At 46.7% G+C, this 14,754-nt stretch carries 12 protein-coding genes; 7 read left to right on the forward strand and 5 right to left on the reverse strand.

The window, feature by feature from the left end:
* Window positions 1-28: 28 nt before the first annotated feature.
* Window positions 29-1,804, reverse strand: a complete 1,776-nt coding sequence (locus MKZ09_RS04325) for an ABC transporter ATP-binding protein (protein WP_076207635.1) — start codon at window positions 1,802-1,804, stop codon at window positions 29-31.
* Window positions 1,791-3,566: an ABC transporter ATP-binding protein gene (locus MKZ09_RS04330; protein WP_076098706.1), complete on the reverse strand. Its 1,776-nt coding sequence runs from the start codon at window positions 3,564-3,566 to the stop codon at window positions 1,791-1,793. Before MKZ09_RS04330 ends, MKZ09_RS04325 begins: the two co-directional genes overlap by 14 nt.
* Window positions 3,567-3,839: 273 nt before the next feature.
* Between MKZ09_RS04330 and MKZ09_RS04335 the strand changes: the two genes are divergently transcribed.
* From MKZ09_RS04335 to MKZ09_RS04345, 3 genes are all read left to right on the forward strand, one after another.
* Complete coding sequence (locus MKZ09_RS04335; RefSeq protein WP_036684849.1) at window positions 3,840-4,541, forward strand: ABC transporter ATP-binding protein; 702 nt, start codon at window positions 3,840-3,842, stop codon at window positions 4,539-4,541.
* 13 nt (window positions 4,542-4,554) lie between these two features.
* Window positions 4,555-7,200: an FtsX-like permease family protein gene (locus tag MKZ09_RS04340; protein WP_076207637.1), complete on the forward strand. Its 2,646-nt coding sequence runs from the start codon at window positions 4,555-4,557 to the stop codon at window positions 7,198-7,200.
* Window positions 7,201-7,921: 721 nt separating this feature from the next.
* Window positions 7,922-8,155 (forward strand): hypothetical protein, encoded by a 234-nt coding sequence (locus MKZ09_RS04345; protein ID WP_143767376.1) that lies wholly within the window; start codon window positions 7,922-7,924, stop codon window positions 8,153-8,155.
* Window positions 8,156-8,263: 108 nt separating this feature from the next.
* Here MKZ09_RS04345 and MKZ09_RS04350 read toward each other — a convergent pair whose 3' ends face one another.
* Both MKZ09_RS04350 and MKZ09_RS04355 read right to left on the reverse strand, forming a co-directional pair.
* Window positions 8,264-8,710: a GNAT family N-acetyltransferase gene (locus MKZ09_RS04350; RefSeq protein WP_076207642.1), complete on the reverse strand. Its 447-nt coding sequence runs from the start codon at window positions 8,708-8,710 to the stop codon at window positions 8,264-8,266.
* Between the two features lie 21 nt (window positions 8,711-8,731).
* Window positions 8,732-9,721 (reverse strand): DUF4003 family protein, encoded by a 990-nt coding sequence (locus tag MKZ09_RS04355; RefSeq protein ID WP_076207644.1) that lies wholly within the window; start codon window positions 9,719-9,721, stop codon window positions 8,732-8,734.
* Window positions 9,722-9,943: 222 nt separating this feature from the next.
* Here MKZ09_RS04355 and MKZ09_RS04360 point away from each other — a divergent pair, with 222 nt between their 5' ends.
* Window positions 9,944-10,786, forward strand: a complete 843-nt coding sequence (locus tag MKZ09_RS04360; protein ID WP_076207647.1) for an aldo/keto reductase — start codon at window positions 9,944-9,946, stop codon at window positions 10,784-10,786.
* A 45-nt stretch (window positions 10,787-10,831) separates the two neighbouring features.
* Here MKZ09_RS04360 and MKZ09_RS04365 read toward each other — a convergent pair whose 3' ends face one another.
* On the reverse strand, window positions 10,832-11,398 hold the full coding sequence (locus tag MKZ09_RS04365) for a TetR/AcrR family transcriptional regulator (protein WP_076136828.1): 567 nt from the start codon (window positions 11,396-11,398) through the stop codon (window positions 10,832-10,834).
* 193 nt (window positions 11,399-11,591) lie between these two features.
* Here MKZ09_RS04365 and lpdA point away from each other — a divergent pair, with 193 nt between their 5' ends.
* Genes lpdA through MKZ09_RS04380 form a run of 3 tightly spaced genes read left to right on the forward strand, consistent with a single transcriptional unit; the run spans window position 11,592 to window position 14,747 of the window.
* Window positions 11,592-12,986 carry a dihydrolipoyl dehydrogenase gene (gene lpdA, locus MKZ09_RS04370; protein WP_076207649.1) on the forward strand — a complete coding sequence of 465 codons (1,395 nt, stop codon included), beginning with the start codon at window positions 11,592-11,594 and terminating at the stop codon, window positions 12,984-12,986.
* The gene (locus tag MKZ09_RS04375) at window positions 12,983-13,612 is read left to right on the forward strand and encodes an HlyD family efflux transporter periplasmic adaptor subunit (RefSeq protein ID WP_076207651.1); all 630 of its coding nucleotides are present in this window, start codon (window positions 12,983-12,985) and stop codon (window positions 13,610-13,612) included. The genes lpdA and MKZ09_RS04375 overlap by 4 nt, the downstream gene beginning before the upstream one ends.
* On the forward strand, window positions 13,596-14,747 hold the full coding sequence (locus MKZ09_RS04380) for an ABC transporter permease (protein WP_076207653.1): 1,152 nt from the start codon (window positions 13,596-13,598) through the stop codon (window positions 14,745-14,747). Before MKZ09_RS04375 ends, MKZ09_RS04380 begins: the two co-directional genes overlap by 17 nt.
* Window positions 14,748-14,754: the final 7 nt, after the last annotated feature.

The following is a 14,754-nucleotide window of genomic DNA, read 5'->3' on the forward strand; positions in this document are numbered from 1 at the left end:
GGCCTGAGCTCTTTTGGTGTTTCTTCAATTAAGCTTCCATCTTCTGTGCTGTGTAGAGGCGGTAATAAAGGCCCCGCTGTGCGATAAGCTCATCATGTGAGCCGCTTTCCGCGATGCCTTTGTTAGATACGTACATAATACGATCGCAGTTTTTTACGGTGGAGAGGCGATGCGCGATAATGAACGAGGTGCGTCCCTTAAGCAGTTCATTCAGCCCTTTTTGCAATAAGCGCTCAGTCTTCGCATCAATGGAAGAAGTGGCTTCATCCAAGATGAGAATGCGCGGATCTGCCAAAAGTGTTCTTGCGAACGAAATGAGCTGCCGCTGTCCTTGAGACAGCTTGGAGCCACGTTCATTGACCTCTGTCATGTAGCCTTGATCGAATTCACGGATGAATTCGTCGGCGCAAACGGCTTTTGCAGCGGCGATTACTTCTTCTTCGGTCGCATCCAATCGGCCGTACCGAATATTGTCTAGAATAGTACCGGAGAAGATGAAGCTATCCTGTAACATAATCCCCATCTGGCTGCGAAGAGATTTTAACGTCACCTGCGAGATATCCTGGCCGTCGATCAGAATCTGACCACTGGAAATGTTATAAAAGCGTGAGATCAGATTGACGACGGTTGTTTTGCCCGCACCTGTGGGTCCTACCAGCGCGATGCTTTCTCCCGCTTTGACCTTGAAGGAGATATTCTCCAGAATATTAAGCCCCGGGTCATAGGCGAAAGTTACATCGTCGAAGGTGACATGGCCCTGTACAGATGGCAGTGTTTTTGCATCCGGAATATCACTGACGGTAACCGGTTCATCCAGCGTTTCGAAGATACGCTCAAGATAGGCAACGGCGTTGATGAAGTTATTGTACAGGTTCGAAAGACTCAGAATCGGCTGCCAGAAGCGGGCGGCGTAGCTGCTCATCGCCAGAATGACACCGAGGGTCATGTCTTGAGGACTCAGAGTTAGTAGGCCTACAAGGAAAATCAATGATGTAACAATCGTAGACAAGTTGTCTACAGAGAACGGAATAAGTAAGTTGTAACGTTGAGCCTTCATCCATTCTTTACGGAAATTACCTGCGAGACGTGTGAAGATTCCTTCGTTACGTTGTTCCCGGGAGAACATTTGTGTCACACCAATACCGCTGATGCTCTCTTGCAGATAGGCGTTCAAATTGGAGCTTTTGTTGGACACTGCTTGCCATGCCCGGCGTTGCCGGGTTTTGATCAGCAGCATGATGCCAAGGAAGACTGGCAGTCCGGCAAGGATGACAAGTGAGAGTCGTACATCGACAGCGAACATGAAGGCTGCGATAAAGATTAAATTCACGATTTCTAGAATAAAGTTGATAATCCCGTTGGACAGCACATCTGAAACGGCGTTGACGTAGTTTACGACCCGGATAAGGATCTTGCCCTGTGGGCGGTCGTCATAATATTTGAAAGGCAATTCTTGCAGATGCTTAAACAAATCCGTTCGGATGTCAAAAATAATATCCTGCCCAACACTCGTCATGATGCGCGAGCGTATCGTAGCCAGATAAACACTGACCACGATGGTCACAAGCATCAGTGCAGCCCAACCCAGCAGTGCAAGCTTCTCTTTTGCCGGAATGGTCACGTCGATGACATGTTGCATGATCAGCGGAGCCGACAGTGAAATGGCTGCTGAAAGTGCACTGAGCACGAACGCAACAATCATTGGCGTTTTCTTTCGTTTGATATATACCATCGCACGCCGGAAGTGTTTTATATTAAACGGCGATTCAAGATTTTCATCGACGTCAAATTTATTCCTTGCCACTTGCGGTCACCTGCCTTCCAATACCCTCGTTCTGCAGTTTAAACACTTCGTAATAGTAACCACGTTTCGCTAGCAGTTCAGTGTGTGTCCCTTCCTCAACTAGCTTCCCGCCATCCAGAATGAGAATACGGTCGGCTTGCGAGGTAGTAGATACACGCTGCGCAATAATAATTTTCGTACAAGGATAGTCCAGTTCACGCAGACTTTTTTGGATATGCTCCTCCGTCTCAAGGTCGACCGCAGAGGTCGTATCATCGAGAATCAGGATAGGACGGTGTACCGCCAAAGCACGCGCTAAGGCAATACGCTGCTTTTGCCCCCCCGATAGTCCGACTCCGCGTTCCCCGACAACGGTATCATAACCTTCAGGCATTTTGGTAATGAAGTCGTGTGCGGCTGCGAGCTCTGCATAACCCATTGCATCTTCTTCCGGAAGATCAGGATCGCCATAGGCGATGTTTCCATCAATGGTATCAGAGAACAAAAGTACATCTTGGGTCGCCATGCCGATATTTCCACGAAGTTCATCAAGCTCCAGCTGCCGAACATCAACACCGTCTACGAGTACGCGCCCTTCAGCTACATCGTAGAAGCGAGGGATGAGGTTGATGATTGTTGTTTTGCCTGATCCTGTCGCGCCCATGATTGCTACAGTTTCACCGGGTTCAACGGTAAAGCTAATATCGTCCAGTACGATAGCGCTATCATATTTGAAGCGGACATGATCGAATTCAATACGGCCTTCATAACGGCGTTTGTCAGTGACAGTATGCTCGTTAACAATATTTGGCCGGGCATAATAGATATCTACGATTTTGGACAAGCTCGCAAAAAAGCGCTGAATGTCGTTGATAATGATACCAATGTTGCGCATAGGGTTGGATATAGCCCAAATAAGCGAAGAGAAGGCCATAAATTCACCGAAGGTGATCCGGCCGTTCATAAGGAACAAACCACCAACCAACATAAGAATTACGTTGAAGCCCTGAGCGAAGGATTCCAGATAAGGAAAATAATCAAGCCATACAAGGGCGGCCTTTTTGTTCGCCGTAGAATAGTTGACATTCTTCTCTGTGAATTTTTCGACCTCGAATTCCTCGCGGGCAAAAGCCTTGACCACACGGTTGCCTGAGATATTCTCCTGTGTAGTCGTGTTAAGCTGGGACAGCCGTTCACGCAGGTCAATATACATAGGACGGACGCGTTTAGCAAATATGTAAGCCACGATAAAAATGGGCGGTGACAGGATAAGCATCCACAGCGTCAGTTCCGCATCTATGGTGAAAAAATAGATAACGGCGGCAAGGAAGATCGTTAGCGATTCAATGATCGTCTTAAAAATCCAGGCCATAGAGTGACGGACCATGTCCAGATCGCCTGTCATCTTGGTCATGAGATCGCCGGTACGATTATGATCGTAGTATTTTCTGTCCTGTCCCTGAATTTTGTTGTACAAATAAATGCGGACATTGTACATCATATTTTGCGAGGATATCTCGTACTGCATAGTCGTGAAATATGCGAGACCTGTGCGCAGTAGAGAAAATCCAATCATGCCCAGACAGAGCATAATCAATAATTGCCGTTCTTGTGTAAGATTCTGCAGGGCGTTGTCACCGGCTATAAACGTATCGACAATGCGCTGACTGATGTACGGATTCACGATTGTAAGACTTGAGCCCACCACCGAAAGGCAGAGTGCCAGAATGTATCGCGTCCGGTTTCCCTCTAGGTTCTGCCATAGCCATTTCAGTTCGAACATCTGATCACCTGTTTCTGATTGTTCTTGTTCTTTCACTCTTGCCTGAAAAGAGTAAATAAAACAAAGTGATTATAACATTATCAAATGACTAAGTATCGTTTACGGTAAAATTTCCTTGTTACATTATTGTTACAAAAAAATGAACTTATTAATGATGTGAATTTCACCTTGTGTAATGAGGGTTGCCATTCGGGCTTGGGCGTTCTAATTATGATAAACTGAGACAATGTAGAGTAATTAGACTTAGTTCGGATAGGGACAGGAGGAAGAGGAATGAGTTTTGTTGCTGTAAAAGGGGAGTACAAGCGTTACAAGATGGGCGAGAATGTAATTGTCGCGAATGACGGGATTGATTTTGAGATAAAAAAAGGTGAATTTGCCGTGATCGTCGGCCCAAGCGGTGCGGGTAAATCTACGGTGCTTAATATTCTGGGTGGAATGGATTCCGCCGATGAAGGTCAGGTCATTGTGGATGGCATTGATATCGCCAAGTTTAGTGCCAAGGAGCTGACAGGCTACCGCCGAAATGACGTAGGTTTTGTATTTCAGTTCTATAATCTAGTGCCTAATCTGACCACACTGGAAAATGTTGAGCTTGCTTCGCAGATTTCCCCGCGTGCATTAGATGCACGTAAGGTGCTGGAGGATGTGGGTCTGGGCGCGCGGTTAGATAATTTCCCGGCTCAGCTGTCCGGTGGTGAGCAACAACGTGTCGCTATCGCCAGAGCGTTAGCTAAACAACCGAAGCTGCTGCTCTGCGACGAGCCGACAGGAGCGCTTGATTATAACACCGGCAAGCAGGTGCTGAAGCTGCTGCAGGATACTTGTCGTAACACCGGGACAACGGTTATCGTAATTACACATAATCTGGCGATCGCCCCGATGGCTGACAGGGTTATAGAGATTAACAACGCTAAGGTACGGAAGATGGTGATCAATCCTTCGCCGGTATCCGTTGACGATATTGAATGGTAAGGAGAAGGCATCTATGAAAAAGCGAGCATTGTGGAAAGATATTTTTCGTGAAATTGGGCATACCAAAGCCCGGTTTATTTCGATTTTTGCAATTATTATGTTAGGCGTCAGCTTTTTTGCCGGAATCAAGGCCACTGGGCCAGATATGCTGAATACAGCTGGAGCCTTTTACAAAGAGCAGCGTTTGATGGATCTGAAGGTGCAGACTAACTACGGCCTGACCGAAGACAACATCGGGTTACTCAGAAATGTACAGGGGATCGATGAGATTCAGCCGAGCTATAGTGCAGATGTATTCATAGGTGATAATGCCTTAATACTTAAAGTCAATTCTTACAACACGGATAAACCACTTAATCAATACCGTATTATTGAAGGCCATCTTCCGGTACATTCCGGTGAAATCGTGTTGGACGATAAGCTAGCGGAAGAATATGCGTTGGGTGACAAGGTATCTTTAAGTGGAAACGGTACGGATGCGGAGCTGTCGAACAGCTTCGAGACACTGGAGTATACCGTAGTTGGCTTTGTTAGAAGTCCACAGTTTATTGAGCAAAGTACCCGGGGCACCAGTGGGATCGGCAAAGGTACGGCGGATGCGTTCGCCGCGATCCCGGAGTCGGATTTCAAGCTTCCGGTGTATACGGAAGCCTATCTGTCCTTTAAGGATACAGCCGGGGTGAAGGCTTATTCGCCGGAATATGAAGATCTGATCGAACAGCATACCCATGCTGTAGAGCAGGCGATGTCCGGCGTGCCGGAAGCAAGGCTTGCTGAGCTGCGGGCGGAAGGCGAGAAAGAGCTTTCTGGTGGCCGCGCAAAGGTGGCAGCCGCCGAGCAGCAGCTTGCGGATTTGCAGCGCCAGCCGGAGGAAGTGCAGCAGAAACAGGCTGCAAGTATGAAGGCAATTGCTGCCGGACTTGCTTCTGCCAAGGAGGAATTGGCAGCAGGGGAGCAAAAGCTTGCAGAGCTGGAGCAGCTTAAGGTCTATGTTACTGACCGAAGCGCTAATCCGGGATATGCCGAATATAAAGATAACGCTGATCGGTTGTCGGCGATTGCCAGTGCGTTTCCTGTGTTCTTTTTCCTGATTGCTGCGCTGGTCAGCTTGACGACCATGACACGGATGGTTGAGGAGCATCGCCTGCAGATTGGGACACTGAAAGCACTTGGTTATGGCAACCGCGACATTATGGCCAAATTCCTGGTCTATGGTACGCTTGCCAGTCTGGCGGCTTCAATTGCGGGTCTTGCGGTTGGTTTTACCCTGTTTCCGGGTATTATCTACGATGCGTATAGTGCAATCTATAACTTGCCGGATATCACGAAGAATTTCTATCTTTCGTATTCGATCATATCCGTTATCGTAGCGTTAATATGTACCACGTTGACGGCGTGGATTGCTTCACGGGTAGAATTACGCAGCAATGCTTCCGTATTGATGCGGCCGAAGGCACCAAAGAGTGGCCAGCGTATTTTACTGGAGCGGGTCACTTTTATATGGAAGCGATTAAGCTTTGTCCAAAAGGTTACCGCACGAAACTTATTCCGCTATAAGCAGCGGATGTTCATGACTGTATTCGGTGTGGCTGGCTGTACAGCGCTGATCCTGACGGGATTTGGTCTCAAGGATTCAATTGGCAGCATCGCCGGGTCGCAGTTCGGCACGATTATGAAATATGATGCACTTGTGGCACTGCATGAAGATGTGTCTGCCGATGTGCTAAAAGCCTACGAAAAACTAATCGATGGTGAAACTGCAGTAACTGGCACGCTGAGTGTGGCGCAAGAACGGATGACCGCACATGCTAGTGGTGTAAATGATCAAGAGGTTCATCTGTTCGTTCCTACTTCCGTTGACTCCCTATCCGATTTCGTGGAGTTGCGGGATCGAAAGAGTGGAGAAGGGCGGATGCTTACGGATGATGGGGCTATTGTCTCAGAAAAACTGGCTAAGCTGTATGGGCTGGAGTCTGGTGATAAATTGACCGTGGTGGACAAAGATAATGAGACGTTCGAAATTGAGGTCGCAGCGATTACAGAGAATTATGTAATGCACTATGTTTATATGACACCGGCGTATTATGCTTCTGTGTTCGGAGAAAAACCGCTATTCAACACAGAACTGCTGAACTACACCGCACATGATAAGACATGGGAAGACAAATTTGGTGAGAAGCTCACGGCTAATGAGGGCGTCGCTGCCATCAGCTTTTCCAGCAGTGTAGGCTCCGCCTTCGATGAGACTATGAAGAGTATGGACGTTGTAACCTTGGTGCTCATTGTTTCAGCGGCGGCGTTGGCTTTTGTCGTCCTCTACAATTTGACCAATATCAATGTGTCTGAGCGGATCCGGGAGCTGTCAACCATTAAGGTACTGGGCTTCTACGACAAGGAAGTAACCATGTATATTTACCGCGAGAATATGCTGCTTAGCCTACTCGGTATTGTGGCTGGATCGGGTCTCGGCATAGTGCTGCATAGCTTCGTCCTGAAGACGGCCGAGCTGGATGCGACGATGTTCGCTCCGATCATCAAGTGGCCAAGTTATATTTATGCGGCGCTCCTAACACTGTTATTCTCCGGTATTGTTATGGCGTTCATGCATATTAAGCTCAAACGAATCCATATGATAGAGGCTTTGAAGTCGGTGGAATAGCATCTGAAAATTCCAGAGCTGCGGCTCTTTCTATGGAATAGCGTCACTGGAGTCCGAAACTATGCTTCAAGGGCGATAAATGAGCAAATAGCGTCCTCTGGGTCCGTAAGGAACAGGGGATGGTTAGGAATCGCCGCTATCGTTCGCTATCTGACGGTATTGGACGCCATCCGACGATTTCTGACGATATTGTTTGCTATCTGAATTTATGCCCGAAGCTATCGGACCCAGAGGACCTTAAACGCTGGATTATCCGTCATTTGGAATGATATCGGACTCCATAGCAGCTATTGGCATAAAAAACGCTAGATGTGAGGCTCTTTCTATGGAATAGCGACACTGGAGTCCGAAACTATGCTTCAAGGGCGATAAATGAGCAAATAGCTTCATCTGAGTCCGCAAGCAACTGGGGATGGTTAGGAACTGACGCTATCGGACGCTATTGGATGCCATCCGACGATTTCTGACGATATTGTTTGCTATCTGAATCTATGCCCGACGCTAACGGACCCTATCGGACCTAGAGGACCTTAAACGCCGGATTATCCGCCATTTGGAATGATATCGGACTCCATAGCAGCTATTGGCATAAAAAACGCCAGAAATGATGCTCTTTCTATAGAATAGCGACACTGGAGTCCGAAACTATGCTTCAAGGGCGATAAATGAGCAAATAGCGTCATCTGAGTCCGCAAGCAACAGAGAGCTTTGATTTGGCAATGTGCGTGAGGGTATATGCGTAGATTTAGAAGTAGAAGCAGAAGCAGAAGCAGAAGCAGAAGCAGAAGCAGAAGCAGAAGTAGAAGTAGAAGTAGAAGTAGAAGTAGAAGTAGAAGTAAATGTAGATGAAGAAGTAGAAGTAGATGAAGAGGTAGAAGTAGATGAAGAGGTAGATACAGCTGAACCGAATACTCGGAGCCGCTCCGCCTATCCGCTCCTAGCTTCGCCAACCTAAACTGCAGACAACTAAACAATAGAGCAGCATTCTCAAACGAGAGAATCGCTGCTCTGTTGTCTTTTACGATACTAAAATGCATCGAACTGTCTCCTGCATAGGAAAAAGCTACTTAAGCGACATGTGCAGGATAGGAAAAGGATTACCTTGTTCGTCGAGTGCTGAACGCTCAAAAACCTGAAATCCCATATGCTCATAGAAACTTAAAGCTTGGGGATTTTGCTCATTCACATCTACGAGGTGTACGTCGAGTTCCTGCATGACATAAGCTACAAGCGCTTTTCCAGCGCCTTTTCCCATTGCAGCAGGTTCTACGAACAGCATTTCAATCTTATTATTCTGAACCCCTATGAAGCCAAGCAACTGTTCCTCATCATCAGTAAAAGCAATCAGATCGCTTATGCCCTCAAGCGCCTGCGTGACCAGCGGCCGCAAAGCATCAATATCCTGCTCGGATAGAAAAAGATGAGTATGCCGCACGGATGATTCCCAAATGTTCAGTAGACGGTTTAACAATTCTTCATTTCTAGTTGTGAAGATTTTTATTGAGTCCATATCTTTCCCTCACGATTCAATCTAATTCGAAGAAGAAGCTGCAGCCGCAGCTGACGCAGCCGCTGCCCCGGCAAGAGCAGCCTGCTGAGCAATTATAATATTGGTAATGTTGGTGGAAAGCATCGTAGTTAATACGCCGGTTTGCACATCCTCCACAGATCTGAAGGCTACCAGTGCAGAAGACAAGAGCAGTAATTCCTGCTTGCCAATAGACCAGTTCCCGAAGCCCTTTTTTGTACGCAAAAATTCGTAAGTCTCCCAGACATCAGTAACGATGTCCTCCTTGTTGCAAGGGAGCAGGGATAACACGCCCAGTGAGGAGAGGGTATATTCCTTGTCTAGCCGGATACCCTGTGCACGAAATGTATCTCTTAATGCCAATACACGGTCCGCTGCTTGAGGGGCTTCTTCCCCAAGAATCAATACCTGGGTCAGGGCCTGCACACTGTTGCCTGACATAAACTCGGGCTTAAGCGTTACATAGAGCTGCTCCATGCGGTCTACGCCACTCTCAACATCGATATCGGAAAGCCCAAGCATAGCGGAGAAGATATAATCGTCCTGTCCGGTAAGGAAACGATGTTTTGCCTTCATACTATCGTAAAATAGCTTTGCCCGTTCTACCGTACGCTGATATCGATCCGATGTTGCATTAGCAGCGATTTGATAGGCAGCAACGACGAGATAATCAGAGGCTCTGAATTTGGCTTCCTTCATTAAATCATACACGGCAAGTGTGTTTGCAAGCAGAGTTTCCTTCTCGTCAGAAAGAGAGAGCAGGGCGGCAATGCTGATCACCGAAGCTCCTCTAAATTGAGAGAAAATCCCGGTACTCTCCTTAATTAGCTCGTAGCTAGCACGGATAGCTTCGTCATCTGCAACTTTGTCCTCTACAGCATACAATAGTGCCGCTAACCGGTTAACCATTGCATTTTGCCATGGGAAAGCTTTTTTGATCCTCTGAGCGTTGTCTGCGAACAATTCAAGCCTAGCTGGATAATGCTCCTTCATTGGATACACCTCTTATCTCTACTTTTAATTCATAACATTACGAAAATCCCGTGTTGTAGATTCATTTTACTATAAAAAATAAATCGGTTGCCCACGAAAGCGGCCTACCAATAGACTAGAGGTTGTTCAGGTAACCCAATGATTGATTTACTATGAGGATGTTATAATAATTATAAGATGGATCGGCAGGGGCTTAAATGACAACAAAGGAGAAGTGCGACGATGACTGAGAGAATACCTGAAATCGTATTGAACGATGGAGTGAAGGTGCCTGCTATTGGTTTTGGTACCTACGCGTTAAACGGTACTGAGGGAGCACAAAACATCACTAAGGCGATTGATGTTGGCTATCGTCTGATCGACACTGCGTTTAATTATGAGAACGAAGGTGCGGTAGGCCAGGCTGTTCGGCAAAGTTCTGTGCCTAGGGAAGAGCTGCTCATTACTTCCAAGCTGCCAGGACGCCATCACTCTTATAAAGAAGCGTTGGCTACTATACAGGAGTCTTTATTCAGAGCCGGATTGGAATATTATGATTTCTATCTCATCCACTGGCCTAACCCTAGAGTGAATCTATACGTTGAGGCCTGGCAGGCGATGATCGAGGCACGTAAGCAAGGTTTGATCCGCTCCATCGGTGTATGTAACTTTTTGCCGGAGCATATTGAACGTTTGATACAAGAAACTGGTGTAGCGCCGAGCATGAATCAGATTGAGCTGCATCCTCATTTTAATCAGGAAGAACAGCGTTCATGGAACAAAGAGCATGGGGTAGTGATTGAATCGTGGAGTCCATTGGGACGGGCTAGCAGTGTACTGGAAAATGAGAAAATAGCGGAAATAGGCAAGGTTCATAATAAATCAATATCGCAAGTTATCTTACGTTGGCATATACAGCTTGGGGCTATTCCCATTCCAAAGGCTTCTTCTCTAGAGCATCAGCGTGATAATCTGAATATTTTTGATTTTGAATTATCGGAAGCGGAGATGACCATTATTTCCGGATTAACCTCGCCAACAGGCCGCATAGCTGATCAAGATCCCGCATCGTATGAAGAATTTTAATAAATTTAACTACAACACGCCATTTATTGGCGTGTTTTTTATATATTAGGCTCTTACGAGCTCTTTGGCATACTGTTTGCCAGACGAGAGCAGGTTGTCGCTCAGTTCAGGATCTTTAACCGTCCGTGCAAGAACAAGGGAGCCAACCATAGTACTGAACAGTGCGCTACCTTTGGACGCGTCAATTCCCGCCAGATCAGAGATAAAAGCAATCATCCGCTCCAGTTCCTGCGTGAATACCTGCCGAACTTCTTCTGAGGAACGGGATATTTCGCTAGAGAGGGCAGGGATAATGCAGCCCATCTCCATTTTGTCGCGGTGATACGGACTTAAATAATAATCAATGACAGCATTGATTTTGGGATTCTGCTCTTCCTGGTCAGCGACCTTCTGCAGAAGTGCGATGGTATCGCTGATGGCATACCGGCAGGCTTCCGCGACAAGCTGTTCTTTGTTGTCAAAATGGGAATAAAACCCCCCATGAGTTAATCCGGCCCCCTTCATAATGAACGGAACGCTTACATCGTGAATACCATTGGTGCGAAAAGCCTGAGCAGCACTTTCAACGATTTTATTTCGCACTTTTATTTTATGACCTTTGGGATACGGCATTGTAATCACTCCACAGCTTCATAGTTCTACTTTTAAAATATTATAGTCGTCATAATAAAGCCTGTCAATTTAGCGATTCTGAGAAAGTTAGCTCGTGAAAGGCGAGGCAAGGTTATTGACTGTTTTAAAATATGATGGTAATAATATATTACGTTCATCATATTTTAAAAAGTTCAACAGGAGGTATCAGGAGATGAGTAAGCTTGAAGCCGTAGAAACATTGGTCATTGGATCAGGTCCGGGGGGGTATGTGGCGGCGCTGCGATCTGCACAGCTTGGGATGAAGACAGCGATTGTTGAACGCAACCAGCTTGGCGGAGTCTGCACACATGTTGGATGTATCCCATCTAAAGCATTAATTGCAGAATCACATCGCTATGATTTGCTCAGACCGTTCAATTTTGCAGATGCGTCAGCATCTTTTAAAAATGCTCAGCATTTTAAACAAGGAGTTGTGAATAAGCAGGCAGGTGGAGTCAGTTATTTATTAAAGACTGCTGGGGTGAGCATTTTCGAAGGAGAGGCTAGCTTGATGGATGAACATACAGCTATCATCAGTCAGTCTGGACAGGAGCAAACCTTATCCTTTAAAAAAGCTATCCTGGCTACAGGATCTCGTCCGATTGAGCTGCCAGCCTTTCCTGTTGGCGGACGTATTTTGTCTTCCACAGAAGCTCTGTCGCTCCCTGAGATTCCAACTAGCCTAGTAGTTATAGGTGGGGGCTATATTGGTGTCGAGCTGGGGCAGATGTATGCCAAATTCGGAACAAAGGTAACGATTCTGGAAGGAGGAGAACAAGTGCTGCCTGGATTTGAGGCGGAGCTTGTGAGCCCTGTTGGAAAGCAGCTGAAAGCCGATGGCATGAAGATTATTACCGGAGCGACAGCAGTGAACGTAGTGGAGAGTACAGATACCATTACACTGCATTATTTAAAAAATCAGGAACAGCAGCATGTTACAGCGGAATATGTGTTAGTTACTGTGGGCAGAAAACCAAATACAGACGGCAATTTAGGACTAGATCGCATAGGCTTGCCAGTGACGAGTAGGGGATTGATTGCGACGGACGAACAGTGCAGAACAGCTATCCCGCATATTTTTGCAATTGGAGATATTACGGCAGGCCCGACTCTCGCTCATAAGGCATCGTACGAAGCAAAGATTGCGGCAGAGGCCATTGCAGGTCTCTCCTCCGAAGTTGATTATCGAGCCATCCCGCTCGTTGTTTTTTCGCACCCAGAGCTGGCCAGTGTCGGCTTAAGTGAAACAGAAGCAAAGGCAAAAGGCATTTCGCTGGTTATTGGCAAATCCTCCTTTGGGATTAACGGAAGAGCCTTGGCCTTGAGGGAGACGGAAGGTTTCGTCAAGCTTGTAGCGGACCTAAATTCAGGAGTCGTAGTGGGTGCACAAATCGTTGGAGTAGAGGCATCCACACTCGTGTCGGAGCTTGCTCTGGCTATTGAGATGGGAGCCACTGTGGAGGACTTGGCAATGACCATTCACCCTCATCCCACATTGGGAGAAGTAATTATGGAGGCTGCTGAAAATGCAGTTAAAAAAATGGGGATGAAAGAGAGTGGAAAATGAAGATAAAAGCAGGGCTATATATAGGAATTGCGATTGTGCTGATTGTTGGTGGGGCGCTTCTTGCTGTAAAAGGAAAGGATGCAGTCAGTCAGGCTGAGAGCAGAAAACAAGGGATTCTGGATGCGGAGCAGAAGACAATATTTTATCAGAATAGTCCAGGGTCAATTGTCGAGGTCAGTGTGGCTGTGGGTGATTCCATAAAGCAGGGAGAGGTGCTGTTTAAGGTTAAATCTGCTGAAGGAGAAACGGATGTAGTTGCACCGGAGGACGGATCAGTCAACAAGATTATTGTAAAGCCGGGAGATCTAGTCCAGCTAGGAATGCCCATGGCGGTTTTGCAAAAAAACAACTTTTATACAGACCTCTACATACAGGAAAGTGAAATCCAAAAGCTAGAGGTGGATCAAAGCATTGGCGTTCATTTTCCATATTTGGAGCACCCAACGGAGGTGACAGGTGTAATTACATCCATCGCAACTGCGCCTCAATTTGCGAGCTTACGTATGTCACGTGAAAAGGGGCAAGCTGATTTAAGCATGTTTCTTGTCCGTGTAACTATGGATGGGAATGCTGATTTGCTTCCGGGGATGACAGCGGAGGTGAAGCTCGATGAAGTCACTGATTGACGAATGGAAGTATGTGGCGGGCAGTAAGTATTTACGCCTGATTTTTATAGGTCCGCTTATTGCGGCCCTGTTTTTTGGCTTAATGTTCTCGAAGAACCAAATCAGCGAATCGCATGTTATTGTCATTGATGAGGATCACAGTTCGTATTCACGTCAGCTGATCTCAAAGATAAATGCCTCTCCATATATGAACGTAACAAACGTGTACTCCAGCCGCCTGAACCCAGAGACGTTACTAGCAAATGAGCAGGCTGTAGCGGTCCTCATGCTTCCCAAAGAGTTGGGGCAACATCAGCAGCAGGGGATATCAACGAATATTGGCATCTTAATGGATAATACAATGCCATCGGGGTTAACCAGTATCCGGACTGCGATTCAGGAAGTCATCCAGACGGAAAATGCGACTCTTTCTATGACCCGGCTCCTTCAAAAGGGGATGGATGCCGAAACCTCTAAAGGGCTTGCTTCTCCGTTATCTCTTCAGCAGCGGATGTTGTTTAACCCGACCACAAGTTATGTGAGCTTTATGGTCATTGGATTTGTGAATATTGTGGTGCTGATGATTACAACAAGCGCAGCGGGTTCAATTGTCCCTCGGTTGCGGCAGGAGGGGAAACTCTTTGCAAACGGGAAGTCTCTTTGGCAGATTTGGGTTCGCAGTGTACCTTACGCTGTTTTGACCACTATTTCGCTGCTCCTATGTTATGGCTTATTAAAGCAGGTGGGGGGAATACGCTTTGAAGCAGAGCCTTATCTGTTTATTATTCCGCTGTTTGTATATGCCTTTGCCTTGTCGCTTATGGGACTGTTAATTGGTTATACTGCCAAAGACGTATCCAAAGTTAATTTACGAACCAATTTCGTGTTGTATCCGTCGTTTCTTGCTACTGGAATCCAGCTGAGCCCACTTGCCTTTCCAGAGTTTTTTCAAATTTCCGCATGGGTATTACCTATGAACTGGCTTAATCGCCTCATACGTGGAATGGCTTTTCGGGATGGGGCGCTAACAGCCTACAGTCAGGAGCTGGGGGCGCTGCTGATGATTATCGGCGTTGTATCCTTATTCATTGGATTGCTGGTGCTTAGGGAGATGAAGAAACCAGAGATTCAGTTCTCAGAATCAGTCAGCGCTTGAGTAATTT

Source organism: Paenibacillus sp. FSL R5-0908 (genome assembly GCF_038006245.1).
Lineage (GTDB): Bacteria > Bacillota > Bacilli > Paenibacillales > Paenibacillaceae > Paenibacillus_AQ > Paenibacillus_AQ odorifer.

Bases quoted from the DNA above. Each gene is read 5' to 3' on its own strand.
- MKZ09_RS04365 (WP_076136828.1), bottom strand. From the start codon at position 11,398: ATGCCGTATCCCAAAGGTCATAAAATAAAAGTGCGAAATAAAATCGTT.
- MKZ09_RS04355 (WP_076207644.1), bottom strand. From the start codon at position 9,721: ATGAAGGAGCATTATCCAGCTAGGCTTGAATTGTTCGCAGACAACGCT.
- MKZ09_RS04335 (WP_036684849.1), top strand. From the start codon at position 3,840: ATGAGTTTTGTTGCTGTAAAAGGGGAGTACAAGCGTTACAAGATGGGC.
- MKZ09_RS04375 (WP_076207651.1), top strand. From the start codon at position 12,983: ATGAAGATAAAAGCAGGGCTATATATAGGAATTGCGATTGTGCTGATT.
- MKZ09_RS04380 (WP_076207653.1), top strand. From the start codon at position 13,596: ATGAAGTCACTGATTGACGAATGGAAGTATGTGGCGGGCAGTAAGTAT.
- MKZ09_RS04350 (WP_076207642.1), bottom strand. From the start codon at position 8,710: ATGGACTCAATAAAAATCTTCACAACTAGAAATGAAGAATTGTTAAAC.
- MKZ09_RS04340 (WP_076207637.1), top strand. From the start codon at position 4,555: ATGAAAAAGCGAGCATTGTGGAAAGATATTTTTCGTGAAATTGGGCAT.
- MKZ09_RS04360 (WP_076207647.1), top strand. From the start codon at position 9,944: ATGACTGAGAGAATACCTGAAATCGTATTGAACGATGGAGTGAAGGTG.
- MKZ09_RS04330 (WP_076098706.1), bottom strand. From the start codon at position 3,566: ATGTTCGAACTGAAATGGCTATGGCAGAACCTAGAGGGAAACCGGACG.
- lpdA (WP_076207649.1), top strand. From the start codon at position 11,592: ATGAGTAAGCTTGAAGCCGTAGAAACATTGGTCATTGGATCAGGTCCG.